A 20946-nucleotide genomic window follows, 5' to 3' on the forward strand; every position below is an offset into this window, starting at 1 on the left:
AGGAGGCGCGGAATGCGCTTCAGACAAAGAGCGACGGCAGGGCTCGCCACGCTGCTGCTCCCCCTGGCCGGCCTGGTCGGTCTCGCGAGTCCGGCCCATGCCGCCGACAGCGCCACCGCCACCTACACGAAGACCCAGGACTGGGGCACGGGCTTCGAAGGCAAGTGGACCGTCAAGAACACCGGTACCACCGCGATCAGTTCGTGGACGATCCAGTGGGACTTCCCCTCCGGCACCGCCGTCACCTCGGCCTGGGACGCGGACGTCACCAGCTCGGGCAACCACTGGACCGCCAAGAACAAGTCCTACAACGGCAGCCTCGCCGCGGGCGCCTCCGTCTCCTTCGGCTTCAACGGCTCGGGCAGCGGCTCCCCGTCGAACTGCACGCTCAACGGCGGCAGTTGTGACGGCGGCACCACCGTCCCCGGTGACAGCGCGCCCTCCGCGCCGGGCACCCCCACCGCCTCCTCCGTCACCGACACCTCGGTGAAGCTCTCCTGGAGCGCGGCGACCGACGACAAGGGCGTCAAGAACTACGACATCCTGCGCGGCGGCAGCAAGGTCGCGACCGTGACGACGACCTCGTACACGGACACCGGCCTGACCGCCGGCACCGACTACTCGTACACCGTCCAGGCCCGTGACACCGCCGACCAGACCGGTCCGGTCAGCGGCTCCGTCGCCGTCCACACCACCGGCGGCACCACGGACCCGCCGCCCAGCGGCAAGAACGTCAAGCTCGGCTACTTCACCGAGTGGGGCATCTACGGCCGCAACTACAACGTCAAGAACCTCGTGACGTCGGGCTCGGCCGCCAAGATCACGCACATCAACTACGCCTTCGGCAACGTCACCAACGGCCAGTGCGCCATCGGCGACTCCTACGCCGACTACGACAAGGCTTTCACCGCCGACCAGTCGGTCAGCGGCGTCGCCGACACCTGGGACCAGCCGCTGCGCGGCAACTTCAACCAGCTCCGTGAGCTGAAGGCCAAGTACCCGAACATCAAGGTGCTGTGGTCCTTCGGCGGCTGGACCTGGTCCGGTGGCTTCGCCCAGGCGGCGGCCAACCCGACCGCCTTCGCCAACTCCTGCTACAACCTGGTCGAGGACCCGCGCTGGGCCGACGTCTTCGACGGCATCGACATCGACTGGGAGTACCCGAACGCCTGCGGTCTGTCCTGTGACAGCAGCGGTGCGGCGGCCTACAAGAACCTGATGCAGGCCCTGCGCGCCAAGTTCGGCTCGAACAACCTGGTCACCGCGGCCACCACCGCCGACGGCACCTCCGGCGGCAAGATCGACGCCGCGGACTACGCGGGCGCCTCGCAGTACGTCGACTGGTACAACGTGATGTCGTACGACTTCTTCGGAGCGTTCAACGCGCAGGGCCCGACCGCCCCGCACTCCCCGCTCACCTCGTACAGCGGCATCCCGACGCCGGGCTTCACCACCGCCGACGCGATCGCCAAGTTCAAGTCGAAGGGCGTGCCCGCGAGCAAGCTGCTCATCGGCATCGGCTTCTACGGCCGCGGCTGGACCGGGGTCACCCAGTCCGCGCCCGGCGGCACGGCGACCGGCCCCGCGGCCGGCACGTACGAGCAGGGCATCGAGGACTACAAGGTCCTCAAGACGTCCTGCCCCTCCACGGGCCTCGTCGCCGGCACGGCGTACGCCTACTGCGGCAACAACTGGTGGTCGTACGACACCCCGGCCACCATCGGGACGAAGATGGCGTGGGCCAAGAGCCAGGGCCTGGGCGGCGCCTTCTTCTGGGAGTTCAGCGGAGACACCAGCAACGGTGAACTCGTCAGCGCCATCAACAGCGGCCTGAGCTGATCACCGGCCGGCACTGAGCACCGCTCCACCCCGCACCACGAAACGAACCGCGGGCAGACCTCCAGGGGTCTGCCCGCGGTTCGCTGTCCGGGTCCAGGAGAGCGCGAAGGGCACCCGTACGGCACACCGCAGCGCCCGTACGGCATGCAGAAGGGCCCGTACGGCATCAGGGAGCCGACGGGCCGGCAGAGGGAGCCTCAGGCGACGTTCACCCGCTGGCCGGGCGGTGCGGCCTCCAGCCAGGCCAGGAATCCCGTCAGCGCGTCCTCGCTCATCGCCAGTTCGAGGCGCGTCCCGCGGTGCAGACAGGCCAGGATGATCGCGTCGGAGAGCAGCGCGAGCTCCTCCTCGCCCTCGGCGGCGCGACGGCCGGCCACCTCGATCGCCGAGCGTTCGAGGACGCGGCGCGGGCGGGGCGCGTACGAGAAGACGCGGTACCACTCGACCCGGTCGCCGTTGTAGCGGGCCACGCCGTAGCTCCAGCCCTTGCCACTGGGGTCACCCTTCTCGTGGACGTCCCAGCGCAGGCTGCAGTCGAACGTTCCGCCGGAGCGCTGGATGAGCCGGCGACGGAGGCCGAAGACGAACAGCCCCACCACCACGAGCGCCACTACCACTCCGCACACAGTCAGAGCGAGGACCATCGACACCGACCTCCTCGTCTCCTAGGTAACGGAAAAGAAAAAACGTCCGGATTTGCCTCAGCCGCGGCCAGGGCCGGAGTGATCCGGTCCCAGCCGCGGCTGAGTCAAAGCCTTGCACAGTGCTCCCCCAGCGCCTGCAGGGCTGGGGTCGCACCAAGGGTCAGCGGGTCGCCACCGCACGCAGACGGACGTCCGCGCGACGCTCGGCGGACGCGTCGGCGTCCGACTTTGCGCGCTCGAGCGCCCGCTCCGCACGCTGGACGTCGATCTCGTCCGACAGCTCGGCGATCTCGGCCAGCAGCGACAGCTTGTTGTCGGCGAAGGAGATGAAACCGCCGTGCACCGCGGCGACGACCGTTCCACCATCACTCGTACGAATGGTCACCGGGCCCGACTCCAGCACACCGAGAAGCGGCTGGTGACCGGGCATGACGCCGATGTCGCCGGACGTGGTACGCGCGACGACCAGGGTGGCCTCGCCGGACCAGACACTGCGGTCCGCGGCGACGAGCTCGACGTGCAGCTCAGCAGCCAAGGTGGGCTCCTCGGGTCACCACCCGGCGTTGCTGCCGGGTGTTGGGTCAAAGTCTAGTAGGCGTACGGAGGGGGAAGGACCGCACCCCGCGAGGTGCGGCCCCGCCCCCTCAGTCAGAACACGAGGTTCAGGAGACGCCGAGCTCCTTGGCGTTGGCCTTGAGGTCCTCAATGCCACCGCAGAGGAAGAACGCCTGCTCCGGGAAGTGGTCGTACTCGCCGTCGATGATCGCGTTGAAGGCCGCGATCGACTCGTCCAGCGGGACGTCCGACCCGTCGACGCCGGTGAACTGCTTGGCGACGTGGGTGTTCTGGGACAGGAAGCGCTCCACGCGACGGGCACGGTGGACGGTGAGCTTGTCCTCCTCGCCCAGCTCGTCGATACCGAGGATCGCGATGATGTCCTGAAGGTCCTTGTACTTCTGAAGAACCGACTTGACGCGCATCGCGGCCGCGTAGTGGTCCGCCGCGATGTAGCGGGGGTCCAGGATGCGGGACGTGGAGTCCAGCGGGTCCACGGCCGGGTAGATGCCCTTCTCGGAGATCGGACGGGAGAGAACCGTCGTCGCGTCGAGGTGGGCGAACGTGGTGGCCGGGGCCGGGTCGGTCAGGTCGTCCGCGGGGACGTAGATCGCCTGCATCGAGGTGATCGAGTGACCCCGGGTCGAGGTGATGCGCTCCTGGAGGAGACCCATCTCGTCGGCCAGGTTCGGCTGGTAACCCACCGCGGAGGGCATACGGCCGAGCAGGGTCGAGACCTCGGAACCGGCCTGCGTGAAGCGGAAGATGTTGTCGATGAAGAACAGCACGTCCTGCTTCTGCACATCGCGGAAGTACTCCGCCATGGTCAGACCCGCGAGGGCCACGCGCAGACGGGTGCCCGGGGGCTCGTCCATCTGGCCGAAGACAAGGGCGGTCTTGTCGATGACGCCCGAGTCCGACATCTCCTCGATGAGGTCGTTGCCCTCACGGGTGCGCTCGCCGACACCGGCGAACACGGAGACACCGTCGTGGTTGTTGGCGACGCGGTAGATCATCTCCTGGATGAGCACCGTCTTGCCGACGCCGGCACCACCGAACAGACCGATCTTTCCACCCTTGACGTACGGGGTGAGAAGGTCGATGACCTTGACGCCGGTCTCGAACATCTCGGTCTTCGACTCGAGCTCGTCGAAGCGCGGGGCCTTGCGGTGGATGGACCAGCGCTCGCCCGAGTACTTCTCGTCCGAGTTCAGCACCTCACCGAGGGTGTTGAACACCTTGCCCTTGGTGAAGTCGCCGACCGGGACGGAGATGCCCGTGCCCGTGTCGGTGACGACGGCCTGGCGGACCAGACCGTCCGTGGGCTGCATGGAGATCGTACGGACCAGGCCGTCACCCAGGTGCTGGGCGACTTCCAGGGTCAGCGTCTTCTTGGCGCCGGCGTCGGCCGGGTCGGCCACCTCGACGTGAAGAGCGTTGTAGATGTCAGGCATCGCGTCGACGGGGAACTCCACGTCGACGACCGGGCCGATGACCCGGGCGACGCGGCCCGTGGCAACGGCCGTCTCAGAAGTCGTCGTCATTACTTGTCACTCCCCGCGGTCGCGTCGGCAAGGGCTGCGGAGCCGCCGACGATCTCGCTGATTTCCTGGGTGATTTCGGCCTGGCGGGCCGCATTGGCAAGTCGGGAGAGCGTGGTGATCAGGTCTCCCGCGTTGTCGGTCGCCGACTTCATCGCGCGGCGCGTGGCGGCGTGCTTGGAGGCAGCCGACTGGAGCAGCGCGTTGTAGATACGGCTCTCGACGTAGCGCGGCAGCAGGGCGTCGAGGACGTCCTCCGCCGACGGCTCGAACTCGAACAGCGGGAGGATCTCGCCCTTGGGCGCTTCCTCCGCGACCTCTTCGAGGCGAAGCGGCAGCAGCCGGCCGTCGATGGCCGTCTGCGTCATCATCGAGACGAACTCGGTGTAGACGATGTGGATTTCATCCACGCCGCCGTCCGCCGTGTCCTTCTCGATGGCCTCGATGAGCGGACCCGCGACCTTCTTCGCGTCCGCGTACGTGGGCTCGTCGGTGAAGCCCGACCACGACTCCACGACCTTGCGCTCGCGGAAGTTGTAGTGGGCCAGACCGCGGCGGCCGACGATGTACGTGTCGACCTTCTTGCCCTCGGCCTCGAGACGGGCGGTGAGCTGCTCCGCCGCCTTGATGGCGTTGGAGTTGAAGGCGCCGGCCAGTCCGCGGTCGCTCGTGAGGAGCAGCACCGCGGAACGGGTCGCCGTCTCCGCCTCCGTGGTCAGCGGGTGCTTGGTGTTCGAACCGGTGCCGACCGCCGTGACCGCGCGGGTGAGCTCGGTCGCGTACGGCGTGGAGGCCGCCACCTTGCGCTGCGCCTTGACGACGCGCGAGGCGGCGATCATCTCCATCGCCTTGGTGATCTTCTTGGTCGCGGTGACGGATCGGATGCGACGCTTGTAGACCCGGAGCTGGGCTCCCATGAGTCAGGTCCCTTCCTTACGTCACTTGGCGGCGGCCGGAGCGTCCTCGCCGAGAAGCTTCCCGTCCGAGGTCTCGAACTGCTTCTTGAAGTCCGCGATGCCGTCGGCGATGGCGGTGAGCGTGTCGTCCGACATCTTGCCGCCCTCCTTGATGGAGGTCATGAGGCCCTGCTCCTTGCGGTGCAGGTACTCCAGGAGCTCCTTCTCGAAGCGGCGGATGTCGGCGACCGGGACGTCGTCCATCTTGCCGGTGGTCGCGGACCACACGGAGACGACCTGGTCCTCGGTCGGCATCGGCTGGTACTGAGCCTGCTTGAGCAGCTCCACCAGACGCTGACCGCGCTCCAGCTGCGACTTCGACGCGGCGTCCAGGTCGGAACCGAAGGCGGCGAACGCCTCCAGCTCGCGGTACTGGGCCAGGTCGAGGCGCAGACGGCCGGAGACCTGCTTCATCGCCTTGTGCTGGGCGGAGCCACCGACGCGGGAGACCGAGATACCGACGTTCAGGGCCGGACGCTGGCCGGCGTTGAACAGGTCGGACTCCAGGAAGCACTGGCCGTCGGTGATGGAGATGACGTTGGTCGGGATGAACGCCGACACGTCGTTCGCCTTGGTCTCGACGATCGGCAGACCCGTCATCGAACCGGCGCCCAGGTCGTCGGAGAGCTTCGCGCAGCGCTCCAGCAGACGGGAGTGCAGGTAGAAGACGTCACCGGGGTAGGCCTCGCGGCCCGGCGGACGGCGGAGCAGCAGGGACACGGCGCGGTAGGCGTCGGCCTGCTTCGAGAGGTCGTCGAAGATGATGAGGACGTGCTTGCCCTCGTACATCCACTGCTGACCGATGGCCGAACCGGTGTACGGCGCAAGGTACTTGAAGCCGGCCGGGTCGGACGCCGGGGCGGCGACGATGGTCGTGTACTCCAGCGCGCCGGCCTCTTCGAGGGCGCCACGCACGGAGGCGATGGTCGAACCCTTCTGACCGATGGCGACGTAGATGCAGCGGACCTGCTTCTTGGTGTCGCCCGAGCGCCAGTTGTCGCGCTGGTTGATGATCGTGTCGACGGCCAGCGCGGTCTTGCCGGTCTGACGGTCGCCGATGATCAGCTGACGCTGGCCACGGCCGATCGGGGTCATCGCGTCGACGGCCTTGTAGCCCGTCTCCATCGGCTCGTGCACCGACTTGCGGACCATGACGCCCGGGGCCTGCAGCTCGAGGGCGCGGCGGCCGGACGTCTCGATCTCGCCGAGGCCGTCGATCGGGTTGCCGAGCGGGTCGACGACGCGGCCGAGGTAGCCCTCGCCCACGGCGACGGACAGCACCTCACCGGTGCGCTGCACCGGCTGGCCCTCTTCGATACCGCTGAACTCGCCGAGGACGACCGCACCGATCTCGCGCTCTTCCAGGTTCAGCGCGAGGCCGAGGGTTCCGTCCTCGAACTTCAGCAGCTCGTTCGCCATGGCCGAGGGAAGACCCTCGATCTTGGCGATACCGTCGCCGGCGACGGTGACCGTACCGACCTCCTCGCGCGAGGCCGCGTCCGGCTGGTACGACTGGACAAAGTTCTCCAGTGCGTCCCGGATCTCCTCCGGCCGGATCGTGAGCTCCGCCATCTGGGTTCCCTGCTCTCCTTGTTGGGCCCGAAGTTTCACTTGGGGGGATGGGGGACTCCCCCCGATGAGAGGTGAATCCTCTGCACGGCCCAACCAGGGCCGTAATTGCGTACTGCTTGTGTGTTACTAGCTCGCCATGCGGCGGGCGGCGTCCTCGAGTCGGTCCGCGATGGAACCGTTGATGACCTCGTCGCCGACCTGCACCCGGATCCCGCCGAGGACATCGGGGTCCACGTCGAGGTTGAGGTGCATCGGGCGGCCGTAGAGCTTGGCCAGGGCGGCGCCGAGGCGCTGCTTCTGTCCGTCACTCAGCGGCACCGCGGAGGTGACCACGGCGACCATGCGGTCGCGGCGCTCGGCGGCGAGCTTGGACAGGGACTCGAGTCCCGCTTCCAGGCTACGTCCGCGGGGCGCGGTCACGAGACGCGTCACCAGACGCTCGGTCGTCACGTCGGCCCGGCCGCCGAGCAGGCTGCGCAGCAGCTCGCTCTTGGCCGCCGTGGTGGCGGCCCGGTCGGTCAGCGCGGCGCGCAGCTCGGTGTTCGAGGCGACGATCCGGCCGAAGCGGAACAGCTCGTCCTCGACGTTGTCGAGAGCGCCCGTCCGCTGCGCCGCCGTGAGGTCGGCGGTGGCGGTGAGCTCCTCCAGCGCGTCCACCAGGTCGCGGGGCTGCGACCAGCGGGAACGCACCATGCCGGACACCAGGTCGGCGGCGCTGCCGCCCACCTGGCCGCCGATCAGGCGCTGGACCAGCTCGGCCTTGGCCTCGCCGGGCTGCGCCGGGTCGGTGAGGACCCGACGCAGCGACACCTCGCGGTGGAGCAGCGCGGTGACCGCGGCCAGCTCGTCGGCGAGCCGGGCCGCGTCCACGGACGTCGAGTCCGTCAGCGCGTCGAGACGCTCACGTGCGGCTGCGGTTGCCTCGCGGCTCGCTCCGTGTGCAGTCATCGAGCCGCCTCGGCCTTCTCCTCAAGCTCGGAGAGGAAACGGTCGATGACACGGCTCTGGCGGGCGTGGTCCTCGAGGGACTCGCCGACGAGCTTGCCGGCCAGGTCGGTGGCAAGGGTGCCGACGTCCTGACGCAGCGAGTGAGCGGCGGCCTTGCGGTCGGCGTCGATCTGCGTGTGGCCGGCGGCGACGATCTCGTCGCGCTGCCGCTGGCCTTCCGCGCGCATCTCGGCGATGAGCGTGGCGCCCTGCTCCTGTGCCTCCTGGCGCAGGCGCGCGGCCTCGTGACGGGCCTCGGCGAGCTGAGCCTTGTACTGCTCGAGAACGCTCTGGGCCTCGGTCTGCGCGGCCTCGGCCTTTTCGATACCGCCCTCGATGGCCTCGCGACGCTGCTCCAGAACCTTGTTGATGTTCGGGAGAAGCTTCCAGGCCAGGAAGCCGAAGACGATGACGAAGGCGAGCAGGCCGATGACAAGCTCGGGGATCGGCGGGACGAGGGGGTTTTCCTTCTCCTCGGCCGCCAGAATGAGCAGGTGGCTCATGTCAGTGCCTTTCGTCTAGTGGGCTGTCGCTGATCGGGTGGATCAGGTGCCGTAGACGAACGGCATGACCAGACCGATGAGGGCGAGCGCCTCACAGAAGGCGAAGCCGAGGATCTGGTTGGCGCGGATCAGACCGGCGGCCTCGGGCTGACGGGCGAGAGCCTGGGTGCCGTTACCGAAGATGATGCCGACGCCGACGCCGGGGCCGATGGCCGCGAGGCCGTAACCGATCGAGCCGAGCGAGCCGGAGACAGCGGCAAGGGTCTGGGACATGCCAGTTCTTCCTTTTCTTTACGGACCGGTGGGGGGTGGCCACCGGACGAATGCGGGGTGGAGGGAGGGGCGCTCAGTGGTGCTCGGCCAGCGCGCCCTGGATGAAGGTGCAGGTCAGCAGCACGAACACGTACGCCTGCAGGGCCTGGATGAACAGCTCGAAGGCCGTCATGACGATGACCATGATGAACGAGACGCCCGAGTAGACGATCCCGAAGCCGTTGAGCAGGTACCAGGTGGCGATCGTGAACAGCAGCAGCAGCGTGTGGCCCGCGAACATGTTCGCGAAGAGTCGCACCGCGTGCGTGAACGGCCGGACGATCAGGTTCGAGAGCAGCTCGATGAACATGGCCAGCGGGAGAACCGGGCCGAGCGACTTGTCGTAGCCGCTGAAGTTCTTGAACGCTCCGACGAAACCGTGGCGCTTGAACGTCAGGGACACCCAGACGATGTAGACGATGCCGGCCAGTACCGCGGGGTACGAGATGATCGCCGTCACCGGGAACTGGGCGACGGGAATGATCGACCAGAGGTTCATCATCCAGATGAAGAAGAACAGCGAGACGATCAGCGGAACGTACTTCTCGCCTTCCTTCTTGCCGATCGTCTCGTAGACGACGCCGCGGCGGATGAAGTCGTAGCCGGTCTCGGCGACCATCTGCAGCTTGCCCGGGACGACCTTCGGCTTGCGGAAGGCGGCCCAGAAGAAGGCGACGATGACGATCGAGCCGAGCAGCGCCAGGAGCATCGTCTTGTTGAAGTACAAGTTGCTGTCCCCGTCGCCCCAGAGAGGCTCGAACAGGAACGAGTGCAGGCCCGGTGCCGGGAAGCCACAACCGTCGAAGATGTGGCAGTCGGTCTCGAAGGCGAGCACCTGCGTCGGGTCAGCACTCACCGCGGGCTCCTTCAGCGTGGCGCATAGGTACGGCATCCTCGTTGTGTCGGCGCGGCGCGCAGCCGCGGTTCGGCACTGGGCTGGTGTTACGGATGTGGGGGCGGCAGAGGGGCATCAAGCCTCGCGATCGAACAGGCGTCAGCTCAGATGCCCGCGCCCGCGATGCCGCAGTTGGCACCGGACGATAGCAGGATCTCCTGCGTGCACTTATCCCGGCCCTACCCCTCACGACGAGTGCCCCTTGTTCTCGGGCTTTTCGGCCTTCGAGGAGTCGGGTTCGACGTAGAGGATCTTGGCCTTCATATGGGCACGTGCCTGTGCGCCGATCCACACGAGCGTGGTGACGACCAGGGTGAGCGCGAAGGACTTGGGATTGAACAGCGATGTGTTCTTGAACGCGGCGACAAAGATGAACAGCAGAAGGATTTGTGCCGTGTAGAGCAGGAGACCCATCGCCTGGAACAAGTGCGGAAGCGATTTGGCGGTGCGCTGCAGGACGTAGAGGCCGAGCCCCATGAAGAGAAGCACCACCAGCGTCGCGACGACCGCCCCGAGCGCTCCCTTGCCGCCGGCGACCACACCGCTGACGACGGCGGCAATCGCGCCGACGGCAGCCGTGGGTACGGCGGCCTGAAGGAGGATCCGGGCGTCATTGGACGGCATGGCGGCAACTCCGCTTGCTAAGGGGGGCGTGTCGTCATGGACGAGCGTAGTCCCGGGCTGAGAGAGAACCTCACGCCAAAGGACCGTCGTACAGGGGTCCTTCGGCTCTGCCCTGGGTTCTCGTGAACCGTATCACAAACTATTTGATGAGGTCTTTACCTGGTTGGTGTGCTGACTGTCACACATGAGAGTGAAGCTGCGCGTCTGTGCATTTCAAGCGCCCCTTTGTCTGATATTGGGGCGCTTTACTCCCCCACGATTTGGTCACGCGTTAGTCAGATTCTTACCTTCGGCTCAGCGCGAGGACTCGGCCTCACGCCGGTCCAGAAGTCTCGGACGGGCACCGATCGCCGTCGCTCCGTTGACTCCTGAGACTCCGGCAGCAGCCGGAGCACGGTGCTCACGCGCCTCGTCCGGCTCGCCCTCCGGCGCCGCCTCGTGGGTCACGGGCGCCACGTCCCGGGCACCGGCCGCCGCGGCCCTGCGGCGGCGGTAGCGCGGCGGCAGGAGGTGCTCGGCCCAGCGCGGGGCACGCGGCGTGAAGCGCGGCAGCAGGAGCAGCACCAGACCGACCGCGCTGAGCGCCGCGATGGTGAGAACGCTCCACATGGCACCGGAGTTGACCGAGTACGCGAGAGCGCCGAACGCGATCAGCGCCGACCAGAAGTACATGATCAGGACCGCGCGGCTGTGCGAGTGGCCGACCTCCAGGAGGCGGTGGTGCAGATGCCCCCGGTCAGCGGCGAACGGCGACTGCCCGCGCCAGGTGCGCCGCACGATCGCGAGCACCAGGTCCGCGGCCGGGATCGCGATGATCGTCAGCGGCAGCAGCAGCGGGATGAACACCGGCACCGTCTGGTGCACCGTGTTGCGCTCCGAACCGGAGAACAGGTTCATCACATCGGGGTCGATCTGCCCGGTGATGGAGATGGCGCCGGCGGCCAGCACCAGCCCGATGAGCATCGAGCCGGAGTCGCCCATGAAGATCCGCGCGGGATGCATGTTGTGCGGCAGGAAGCCCAGGCACATGCCCATCAGGATCGCCGCGAACAGCGTCGCCGGGGCGGCCGCCTCGATGCCGTACGAGTACCAGATCCGGTAGGCGTACAGGAAGAACGCGGCGGACGCGATGCACACCATGCCGGCGGCCAGGCCGTCGAGACCGTCCACGAAGTTGACCGCGTTGATCGTGATGACGACGAGCGCCACCGTCAGCAGGGTGCCCTGCCACTGGGTCAGCGCGACCAGGCCGACCCCGGGGATCGGCAGCCACAGGATCGTCAGACCCTGCATGACCATCACGCCCGCGGCGATCATCTGTCCGCCGAGCTTGATCAGGGCGTCGATCTCGAACTTGTCGTCCAGCACACCGATCAGCCAGATCAGCGCCGCGCCGGAGAGCAGCGCGCGTGGCTCGTTGGAGTTCTGGAAGACCGCGTTCAGGTTCTTCAGGTGGTCGGCGACCAGCAGACCGGCGCACAGGCCGAAGAACATGGCGATGCCGCCGAGCCTCGGCGTGGGTTCACGGTGCACGTCGCGCGCCCGGATTTCCGGCATGGCTCCGGCCACGATCGCGAATTTACGTACCGGCCCTGTCAGCAGGTACGTCACCGCGGCCGTGATGCAGAGCGTCAGCAGGTATTCACGCACGGGCTTCCCCACAGGTCTCGCTGGCCATCACAGCCCCACACCCTAGCGATGCACGCATATGGTTGAGGACTTTCGGGTAGCGACGATGGTTGCACGTGTGGCTGTGCGCCTCGGTACGCGTACCCCCGGTCAGTCCGGATAAGGCGGAAATCTTCCCGTCAGCTCCCGCACTTCCTCACGTGCCGTGCGGCTGTCGACCTCGTCCCGCAGCACCCCCGCGAACAGGGCCGCGACCCGCGCCATCTCCGGCTCGTCCATCCCCTGCGTGGTCAGCGCCGCGGTGCCGAGCCGCAGGCCGCGGGCGTCACCGTGAGGCAGCGCACAGGTGTCGAGGACCATACCGGCCGCGGCGAGCCGGCCCCGCGCCGTCCGCCCGTCGACGCCGAGCGGCGCCGGATCCGCGACCAGCAGATGCGTGTCGGTGCCGCCGGTGGTGACGGCGAGCCCCTCCGCCTCCAGACCGGCGGCCAGCACCCGCGCGTTGGCCGTCACCTGGTGGACGTACGCCGTGAAGGCCGGGGTCGCCGCCTCGCCGAACGCGACCGCCTTGGCCGCGATGGCGTTCATCTGCGCGCCGCCCTGCGTGAACGGGAAGACGGCCCGGTCGACCCGCTCGGCCAGCTCGCCGCCGCACAGCACCATCCCGCCGCGCGGCCCGCGCAGCACCTTGTGGGTGGTGGCGCACACGACGTCGGCGTACGGCACCGGGTTCGGCGCCGCTCCCCCCGCGACGAGCCCGATCGGATGGGCGGCGTCCGCGATGAGATAGGCGCCGACCTCGTCGGCGATCTCCCGGAACAGCGCGTAGTCGATGTGCCGCGGGTACGAGATAGACCCGCAGACGACGGCCTTGGGCCGACGGGCACGGGCCAGCGTGCGCACCTGCTCGTAGTCGATCAGCCCCGACTCCGCCTCGACGCCGTAGCCGACGAAGTCGAACCAGCGGCCGGAGAAGTTCGCGGGCGACCCGTGCGTGAGGTGACCGCCGAAGGGCAGGCCCATCGCCAGCACGGTGTCACCGGGCCGCAGCAGGGCGGCGTACGCGGCCAGCACGGCCGAACTCCCGGAGTGGGACTGCACGTTGGCGTGATCGGCGCCGAAGAGGGCCTTGGCGCGGTCGACGGCGATCCGCTCGGCGACGTCGACGATCTCGCAGCCGCCGTGGTGGCGTGCTCCGGGATAGCCCTCGGCGTACTTGTTCGCCAGCGGCGAGCCGAGCGCGGCCAGCACGGCGGGCGAGGTGAAGTTCTCCGCCGCGATGAGCTGCAGCGTGGTCGACTGCCGGTCCAGCTCACCGCGCAGGATCTCGGCGAGCTCGGGATCCTGGCGGCTCAGTACATCCGCATCGGGCAAGGTGGCGACCGGCATGGTGGGCTCCGGACATCTGCGGGGGACGCTTACGTCCAATGTAGAACCGGGACCGGTGGCACGCCCGGTGTCACGTCCGCGCGGGTACCCCCGTCAGAGCGGTGACGACGGGATCCAGCGCCTCGTTGATCTCGTCCCCGATGGACCGGAAGAACGGCAGGGGCGCCCCGTACGGGTCGAACACCTCGTCCGCCTCCGCGGTGGGGGCCAGCAGCCAGCCGCGCAGCGCGGCGGCGGCCCGCACCAGGGCGACGGCACGCTCGACCACGCCGTCCCGCAGGGGCGGCAGGGTCGCGGGGTCTATGGCGCGCACCAGCCGGGTGAACTCCTTCAGCGTGAAGGTGCGCAGACCGGCGGAGTGCCCCATGGAGATGACCTGGGCGCGGTGGTCGCGGGTCGCCGTCAGGACCAGGTCGGCGCGGATGACGTGGTCGTCGAGGAGCTCACGCCCCACGAAGCCGGAGGGGTCCGCCCCGAAGTCGGTCAGCACGGTCGCCGCGTTGGCCTCCATCGGCGCGCCCTCGTGGCCCCAGGTGCCGGCGCTCTCCACGATGAGACCGCCCCACAGCGGGTCGCCCAGCCGGTCCGCCAGGGCATGCCGGGTCAGCCGCTCGGTGATCGGCGAGCGGCACACGTTGCCGGTGCTGACATAGAGGATGCGGAAGGATCCGCTCGGGGATCCGCCGGTCCCGGTGATCCCCGTGCCTATGCCACGCATGGGGCCGCTCCCTGCTCCGGCCGAGCGGGGAGCCCGAAGGACTCGGGGGCTGTCAATTCGCCACCTCGAGGTCGGGTACGACCTTCCGCAGCTCCTCGGCCGACAGGGCGCCGGCGCGCAGCAGGACGGGCACCTTGCCGGTGACGTCGACGATCGAGGAGGGCACGTTGCCGGGGGTCGGGCCGCCGTCCAGGTAGACCGAGACGGAGTCGCCGAGCATGCCCTGGGCGGCGTCGCAGTCCTCCGGCGCGGGGTGGCCGGTGAGGTTGGCGGAGGACACGGCCATCGGGCCGACCTCCGTCAGGAGCTCGATGGCGACGGGGTGCAGCGGCATGCGGATCGCGACCGTGCCCCGGGTGTCCCCCAGGTCCCACTGGAGCGAGGGCTGGTGCTTGGCGACGAGGGTCAGGGCACCCGGCCAGAACGCGTCGACGAGCTCCCAGGCCATCTCGGAGAAGTCCGTGACGAGGCCGTGCAGGGTGTTCGGGGAGCCGATGAGGACGGGGGTGGGCATGTTGCGGCCCCGGCCCTTGGCGTCGAGGAGATCGGCGACGGCCTCCGCGGTGAACGCGTCGGCGCCGATGCCGTAGACGGTGTCGGTGGGGAGGACCACCAGTTCGCCACGGCGGACGGCGGACGCCGCCTCACGCAGACCTGTGGTGCGGTCGGTCGCGTCGTTGGTGTCGTATCGCCGTGCCATTTAGCGGGCCTCCTCATACACGTACTGCTGGCTGGGGGTGCGAAGAAACGCGATGCGGGCGGACGCGGTGCGCGTCGGCGCGAGGGCGTCGCGCGCCGGTGCCGCGTGGGCCGTGCTCACGGCATCGCCTTGCGGGCGGTCGCGAACCGCGGCCGGTTGTTGAGGTCCGGGTGGTCGGCCGCGTCGGCCCAGCCCCGCTCCTCGGTGAAGATCCAGGGCACCTGTCCGCCCTGGGTGTCGGCGTGCTCGATGACGACGACGCCGCCGGGGCGCAGCAGCCGGTGCGCGGTGCGCTCGATGCCGCGGATGAGGTCGAGTCCGTCCTCGCCGGAGAACAGGGCGAGTTCGGGGTCGTAGTCGCGGGCCTCCGGCTGTACGTACTCCCATTCGGTGAGCGGGATGTACGGAGGGTTGGAGATCACCAGGTCGACCTGGCCGTCGAGGTCGGGGAACGACGTGAGGGCGTCTCCCTGGCGCAGGTCGACCCTGGACCCCTCGACGTTCTTGCGCGTCCACTGGAGGGCGTCCTCGGACAGCTCGACGGCGTGCACGCGGGAGCGCGGGACCTCCTGGGCGAGGGCGAGCGCGATGGCGCCCGAGCCGGTGCACAGGTCGACGATCAGCGGTTCGACGACGTCCATCGCGCGGACGGCGTCTATGGCCCAGCCGACGACCGACTCGGTCTCGGGGCGGGGTACGAACACGCCGGGTCCCACCTGGAGTTCGAGGTAGCGGAAGTAGGCGCGCCCGGTGATGTGCTGGAGCGGCTCGCGGGCCTCGCGGCGCGCGGTCACCTCCCAGTAGCGGGCGTCGAAGTCCACGTCCTTGACGCTGTGCAGCTCGCCCCGCTTCACGCCGTGCACGAAGGCGGCGAGCTCCTCCGCGTCGTTGCGCGGCGAGGGCACGCCGGCGTCGGCCAGCCGCTGGGTGGCCTGGGCCACTTCCGCGAGCAGCAGGTTCACGCTGGTCCTCCGGGGCTGAGCTGTTGTCGTGTGGTGTACGGCGCCGAACTGTCGTCGTGTGTTACGCGGCGGCGAGCTTGGCGGCCGAGTCCGCGTCGACACAGGCCTGGATGACGGCGTCGAGCTCACCGTCGAGGACCTGGTCCAAGTTGTACGCCTTGAAGCCGACGCGGTGGTCCGAGATGCGATTCTCCGGGAAGTTGTACGTACGGATCTTCTCGGAGCGGTCGACCGTGCGGACCTGGCTGCGGCGGACGTCGGAGGCCTCCCGCTCCGCCTCCTCCTGCGCCGCCGCGAGAAGCCTGGAGCGCAGGATACGCATCGCCTGCTCCTTGTTCTGGAGCTGGCTCTTCTCGTTCTGGCAGGAAGCGACGACTCCGGTGGGAATGTGCGTGATGCGCACCGCGGAGTCGGTCGTGTTGACGGACTGGCCGCCGGGGCCCGAGGAGCGGTAGACGTCGATCCGCAGGTCGTTCGCGAGGATCTCGACCTCGACCTCCTCGGCCTCGGGCGTGACCAGCACGCCGGCGGCGGAGGTGTGGATACGGCCCTGCGACTCGGTGGAGGGCACGCGCTGCACCCGGTGGACGCCGCCCTCGTACTTCAGGCGGGCCCAGACGCCCTGGCCGGGCTCGGTGGCGCCCTGGCCGCCCTTGGTCTTCACGGCGACCTGGACGTCCTTGTAGCCGCCGAGCTCGGACTCGGTGGCGTCGATGATCTCGGTCTTCCAGCCGATGCGCTCGGCGTAGCGCAGGTACATGCGCAGCAGGTCACCGGCGAACAGGGCGGACTCGTCGCCGCCGGCGCCCGCCTTGATCTCCAGGATGACGTCCTTGTCGTCGCTCGGGTCGCGCGGGACGAGCAGCAGGCGGAGCTTCTCGGTGAGCTCCTCGCGCTGCTTCTCCAGGTCCTTGACCTCGGCGGCGAAGTCGGGGTCGTCGGCGGCGAGCTCCTTGGCCGTGCCGATGTCGTCCCCGGTCTGCTTCCAGGAGCGGTACGTCGCGACGATCGGGGTCAGCTCGGCGTAGCGCTTGTTGAGCTTGCGCGCGTTGGCCTGGTCGGCGTGGACCGACGGGTCAGCGAGCTTCTTCTCCAGATCGGCGTGCTCGCCGATCAGTTCCTCGACCGCCTCGAACATCTCCGGCTCCAATGGACTGTCCCCGGCTCCGTGCAGGGTGCGGGGACGTAGGTACGGCGTGGGGTTCCCCTTGCTCGAACGCGTCGAGAGCCCGGGGAGGGGGCTGGACCGCAAAGCGCCGGTCCCGGCGTCCCCGTGCGGGGGACTCCGAAGACCGGCGCTGTGGGCTCGCTACTTGTTGGCAGCGGCAGCCTTGCCGAAGCGGGCCTCGAAGCGGGCCACACGGCCACCGGTGTCGAGGATCTTCTGCTTGCCCGTGTAGAACGGGTGGCACTCGGAGCAGACCTCGGCGCGGATGGTGCCGCTGGAGATCGTGCTGCGGGTGGTGAACGACGCGCCACAGGTGCAGCTGACCTGCGTCTCGACGTACTCGGGGTGGATGTCGCGCTTCAAGGTGTCTCCTAGTTTCGGGAGGGCGCCGGGTCGCCGCCGCTGGATGCGGATGCGTGAACCGGGGCCGACGTACCAGTCTGCCAGCACTGGCCGTATCCCCCAAAACGGGGGGACGCGGCGATGTATTCCCCGAGGCCGGGGCCGTGGCCGGACGGCGCTGACCTGCACGCCCGCCGGCCGGAGGGCTCGGCTGGGCCGCGTGCCCGCACGTCGGCCGGGGCCCGGCGGTCCTCCCGCGGGCCCGCGGGAGGGGCCTCAGCCGGGGCTGACGACGCCCTTCGCGGTGCCGGTGGCCGTTCCCTCGGTGGCCGCCTTCGGGATCGGCCGGTCGGCCTTCAGCGCCTTCCACACCAGCTCGGCCTTGGCCTTGTCGACCAGGACGCGGTTGCCGTCGGCCGGGTCGTACTGGACCGGCATCGTCACCATGGTCATGTGGGACGAGCCGATGCCCTTGAGGCCGCCCGCGAAGGAGGCGAGGTCGGTGACGCTGCCGAGGTCGGAGTCGGCGGTCACCGTCTTGGTCGCGGTGTCGGCGAGGTCGTACAGCTTTTTCGGGTTGGACAGGAGCCCGATGTGCTTGACCTGGTCGACGAGCGCCTTCATGAACGCCTGCTGGAGCTGGATGCGTCCGAGGTCGGAACCGTCGCCGACGCCGTGCCGGGTACGGACCAGGCCGAGCGCCTGCTTGCCGTCGAGCTTGTGGGACCCGGCCGACAGGTGCAGATGGCTCTCCTTGTCGGAGATGGCCTTGGTCGTGGTGACCGTGACGCCGCCGAGGTCGTCGATCAGCTTCTGGAAGCCGCTGAAGTCGACCTCGATGTAGTGATCCATGCGGATGCCGGTCATGGACTCGACGGTCTTCACCGCGCAGGCGGCGCCGCCGGTGGAGTAGGCGGAGTTGAACATCGCGGCGGAGGCCGCGCCGTGGACGGTGCCCTGGGAGTCGGTGCAGGAGGGGCGCTTGACGAGGGTGTCCCGGGGGACGGAGACCACGCTGGCCCGCTTGTGGCCCTTGTACACGTGGACGATCATCGCGGTGTCGGAGCGGGCGCTGCCGTCGTCGGTGCCGCCGCCCAGCTTCTTGTTGGTGCCGGAGCGGGTGTCGGAGCCGAGGACCAGGATGTTCTCCGAGCCGTTGTCGACCTTCACGGGCCGGTCGCTGCCGAGCGCCTGGTTGATGTCGACGCTCTTGAGGTTGCCGTTGAGCTTGAAGAACAGATAGCCGGCTCCGGCGCCACCGAGCGCCACGACACCCGCCGCGGTCCAGGCCGTGATGAGCAGGGCCTTGCTCCGCGCGCTGCGGGGCTTGCGCCGGCTGCCCTTCGGGCGGGGCGGGGTGCTGTTGCCGGGGTCGCCCGGTATCGCGGGCTCCGGCGTGCTCTCGGCGGGCATGTGTACCTCGGCTTCCTCTTTGCGGTCGGTTACCCCCTGCTTTCAGGGACAGGCCCATCTGGTCGTGACGAGGCGTACCGCTCCATGGTCACTCCGTACGGTCAGATGGGGAAACTCGGGAAAGGGTTGCACGACGAAAAGTGCCCACCGCGTGACGCGGTGGGCACTCCGTGTGCTCGACTTGCGCTCGGCCGGAACGGGGAGAACCCCGCTCACCTGCGATGTCAGCCGAAGATGTCGTACTGCTTGAAATCGGTACCTACCGAGATCCTTGTGGCAAAGATCTCGCTGGTGGCCTTTCCGGTCCCGGGGTACAGGTACAGCGTGCCGCCGGGGGTGCGGGCCAGGAAGTCGGCCTTGCCGTCGCCGGTGATGTCACCGACCGCGTCGAAGGCGTTGTAGCCGGTCCAGGCGCTGCGCACCTTGATCCGGGAGGAGAACGCCTCGGAGCCGGTCTTGCCGGTGCCCTTGTACAGGTACAGGTCGTCGCTGCCCGACTGGCGGGCGAGCAGGTCGGCCTTGCCATCACCGGTGAAGTCACCGTGCGCGCGGATGGAGTTGTACTGGTTCCAGCCGGTGCGGACCTGGACGCGCGCGGAGAAGGTGCCGTTGCCCTTGCCCGGGTACTCCCACATCGCTCCGGCGGAGTCGACGGAGAGCATGTCGGGCAGAGCGTCGCCGGTGATGTCGCCGGGGGCGATGATCCGGGTGCGGGTCTTCCAGTTGGTGAAGATCTTGTCGGTGACCGAGCGCCCCGTCGTCGGCAGCACGTGCACCCAGTAGACATCGCCGGTGGTGCTGTCACGGACCACGAGGTCCTGGTAGCCGTCCCGGTTGAGGTCGGTCTGGAGCACGACGTTCAGGCCGGCCCACGAGTCCATCGACTTGCGAGCGGCGAACGAGGTGCCGTTGGAGTCCTTCTCGTAGCCCGTCTTGGTCGACGAGTTGCGGACGAACAGGTCGGCCTTGTGGTCACCGTTGAAGTTGGTGTCCTCGACCCGCGGCCAGGCGGCGCCGACGTAGGTGCTGACCTTCGAGAAGACGCTGTACGCGCCCTTCGCGACGCAGTCCTCGACGCCCCAGGAGACGACACCGACGATGCGGCCGTTCACGATCAGCGGGCCACCGGAGTCGCCGTTGCAGGCCGTGGTGGTGCCAGCGTCGGTACCCGTCGCCTTGGTTCCCGCGCAGACCATGTGGCCAGCGACGAAGTCGGTGCCGTACGTGGTCTTGCAGGTGGTGTCCGAGTTGATCGGCAGCGTGGCCGTCTTCAGCGTCTCGGAGATGTCCTGCGTGGTGGACGTGGTGCGGCCCCAGCCGTAGAGCGTGGCCTTGGTGCCGGACGCGTACGACGTGGTGTCACCGGACGTCGTCATGCGGATCGGCGTGGCCTTGACCGGGCTGTCCAGCGTGATGACCGCGATGTCGTTGTCGATGGTCGTCGAGTTGTACGACGGGTGGTTCCACTGCCGCCACGCGGCGGTGACCGTACCGCCGTGCAGGTTGGTGTTGCCCGCGGAGTCGCTGGTCGGAAGCTGCGAGGTGCCGGTGATGACGGCGCCGTTGGCCTTCCAGTCGTAGCCCTTGACGCAGTGCGCGGCGGTGAGGATCTTCGTCGGCGACACGACCGAGCCACCGCAGAAGAAGCCGAAGTCGTCGGCCTCGCTGGTGGTGCCCTTGTCGTCGTAGTACCAGAGCTGCGCCATCCACGGGGCCGTGGTGATGGTGGTCGTGGTGCCGCCGATGATCTTCGGATCCACGTGCGCCGGGGTCGTGGAGGCGCTCAGGGACGCCTTCTGCGTCGTGCGGCCCGCGGTGTCGTCACTCGCGAGCGCGCCCGCGACCCGCTTGGCCAGTGTGGCCTGGGACGGCGTGGAGGCGGCGAGGTTCGCGGCGGGCAGGGACACCGTCGGCGTGCCGGGCGCGGCGTTCGCGGACGACATCAGAAGCGCACCGGCGACCACCGCGGCGAGGCCCGCCGCGGCGACCGGAACGGCGATCCGTATACGGCGCCTGTGCCTACCGCCCCCGGACGTGGACGTATCCACTCAAGTCCCCCCTCAGAGATAAGAGTTCAGATCTGCTTCAGCAGTTGTTCAAGGGCGCGATCGTACACGTGTGCCGAACAGGGCAAAGGGCCGCCCCCGTCACCTGGGTGACGGGGGCGGCCCTTTGCGGTTTCTGCCCTGCGAACTCC

At 68.7% G+C, this 20946-nt stretch carries 20 protein-coding genes; 1 reads left to right on the plus strand and 19 read right to left on the minus strand.

Features of this window, described 5'->3' with window-relative positions:
• Positions 1–12: 12 nt before the first annotated feature.
• Positions 13–1839, plus strand: coding sequence for a glycosyl hydrolase family 18 protein (locus ACFRIC_RS19705; protein WP_382787350.1), 1827 nt, complete (start codon positions 13–15; stop codon positions 1837–1839).
• A 197-nt stretch (positions 1840–2036) separates the two neighbouring features.
• On the opposite strand, the gene ACFRIC_RS19710 is transcribed toward ACFRIC_RS19705, so the two are convergent.
• The 19 genes from ACFRIC_RS19710 to ACFRIC_RS19800 form a co-directional block, all read right to left on the minus strand.
• Entirely contained in the window at positions 2037–2483 is a 447-nt protein-coding gene (locus ACFRIC_RS19710; RefSeq protein WP_382787352.1) for a DUF2550 domain-containing protein, read from the minus strand.
• Positions 2484–2643: 160 nt separating this feature from the next.
• Positions 2644–3018 carry a F0F1 ATP synthase subunit epsilon gene (locus ACFRIC_RS19715; RefSeq protein WP_037624931.1) on the minus strand — a complete coding sequence of 125 codons (375 nt, stop codon included), beginning with the start codon at positions 3016–3018 and terminating at the stop codon, positions 2644–2646.
• Between the two features lie 127 nt (positions 3019–3145).
• Positions 3146–4582, minus strand: a complete 1437-nt coding sequence (gene atpD / locus ACFRIC_RS19720) for a F0F1 ATP synthase subunit beta (RefSeq protein WP_151472280.1) — start codon at positions 4580–4582, stop codon at positions 3146–3148.
• Positions 4582–5496: a F0F1 ATP synthase subunit gamma gene (locus ACFRIC_RS19725; RefSeq protein ID WP_382787355.1), complete on the minus strand. Its 915-nt coding sequence runs from the start codon at positions 5494–5496 to the stop codon at positions 4582–4584. The genes atpD and ACFRIC_RS19725 overlap by 1 nt, the downstream gene beginning before the upstream one ends.
• A gap of 21 nt (positions 5497–5517) precedes the next feature.
• A complete protein-coding gene (gene atpA / locus ACFRIC_RS19730) occupies positions 5518–7107 on the minus strand; it encodes a F0F1 ATP synthase subunit alpha (protein WP_382787357.1) in 1590 nt (529 codons plus the stop codon).
• 126 nt (positions 7108–7233) lie between these two features.
• Entirely contained in the window at positions 7234–8055 is an 822-nt protein-coding gene (locus ACFRIC_RS19735; RefSeq protein ID WP_382787359.1) for a F0F1 ATP synthase subunit delta, read from the minus strand.
• Positions 8052–8597, minus strand: coding sequence for a F0F1 ATP synthase subunit B (locus tag ACFRIC_RS19740; RefSeq protein WP_382787361.1), 546 nt, complete (start codon positions 8595–8597; stop codon positions 8052–8054). Before ACFRIC_RS19740 ends, ACFRIC_RS19735 begins: the two co-directional genes overlap by 4 nt.
• A gap of 42 nt (positions 8598–8639) precedes the next feature.
• The gene (gene atpE / locus ACFRIC_RS19745) at positions 8640–8870 is read right to left on the minus strand and encodes an ATP synthase F0 subunit C (RefSeq protein WP_028804225.1); all 231 of its coding nucleotides are present in this window, start codon (positions 8868–8870) and stop codon (positions 8640–8642) included.
• A gap of 73 nt (positions 8871–8943) precedes the next feature.
• Entirely contained in the window at positions 8944–9765 is an 822-nt protein-coding gene (gene atpB / locus ACFRIC_RS19750; protein WP_355760475.1) for a F0F1 ATP synthase subunit A, read from the minus strand.
• Positions 9766–9990: 225 nt separating this feature from the next.
• The gene (locus ACFRIC_RS19755; protein WP_355760478.1) at positions 9991–10428 is read right to left on the minus strand and encodes a hypothetical protein; all 438 of its coding nucleotides are present in this window, start codon (positions 10426–10428) and stop codon (positions 9991–9993) included.
• Between the two features lie 294 nt (positions 10429–10722).
• Positions 10723–12078, minus strand: a complete 1356-nt coding sequence (locus ACFRIC_RS19760; RefSeq protein ID WP_382787364.1) for an MraY family glycosyltransferase — start codon at positions 12076–12078, stop codon at positions 10723–10725.
• Positions 12079–12207: 129 nt separating this feature from the next.
• The gene (gene glyA / locus ACFRIC_RS19765) at positions 12208–13446 is read right to left on the minus strand and encodes a serine hydroxymethyltransferase (protein WP_382787366.1); all 1239 of its coding nucleotides are present in this window, start codon (positions 13444–13446) and stop codon (positions 12208–12210) included.
• Between the two features lie 70 nt (positions 13447–13516).
• Positions 13517–14164, minus strand: coding sequence for a protein-tyrosine-phosphatase (locus tag ACFRIC_RS19770; protein WP_382787368.1), 648 nt, complete (start codon positions 14162–14164; stop codon positions 13517–13519).
• A 52-nt stretch (positions 14165–14216) separates the two neighbouring features.
• Positions 14217–14864, minus strand: a complete 648-nt coding sequence (locus ACFRIC_RS19775) for an L-threonylcarbamoyladenylate synthase (RefSeq protein ID WP_382787370.1) — start codon at positions 14862–14864, stop codon at positions 14217–14219.
• Between the two features lie 116 nt (positions 14865–14980).
• Entirely contained in the window at positions 14981–15826 is an 846-nt protein-coding gene (prmC, locus tag ACFRIC_RS19780) for a peptide chain release factor N(5)-glutamine methyltransferase (protein WP_382787372.1), read from the minus strand.
• Between the two features lie 61 nt (positions 15827–15887).
• On the minus strand, positions 15888–16964 hold the full coding sequence (prfA, locus tag ACFRIC_RS19785; RefSeq protein ID WP_382787374.1) for a peptide chain release factor 1: 1077 nt from the start codon (positions 16962–16964) through the stop codon (positions 15888–15890).
• Positions 16965–17135: 171 nt separating this feature from the next.
• A complete protein-coding gene (rpmE, locus tag ACFRIC_RS19790; RefSeq protein WP_382787376.1) occupies positions 17136–17357 on the minus strand; it encodes a 50S ribosomal protein L31 in 222 nt (73 codons plus the stop codon).
• A 255-nt stretch (positions 17358–17612) separates the two neighbouring features.
• Positions 17613–18749, minus strand: coding sequence for an LCP family protein (locus tag ACFRIC_RS19795; protein WP_382787378.1), 1137 nt, complete (start codon positions 18747–18749; stop codon positions 17613–17615).
• A gap of 224 nt (positions 18750–18973) precedes the next feature.
• Positions 18974–20797: a trypsin-like serine protease gene (locus ACFRIC_RS19800; RefSeq protein WP_382787380.1), complete on the minus strand. Its 1824-nt coding sequence runs from the start codon at positions 20795–20797 to the stop codon at positions 18974–18976.
• Between the last annotated feature and the right edge of the window lie 149 nt (positions 20798–20946).

The sequence above is a fragment of the Streptomyces sp. NPDC056738 genome, from assembly GCF_042790435.1.
Lineage (GTDB): Bacteria > Actinomycetota > Actinomycetes > Streptomycetales > Streptomycetaceae > Streptomyces.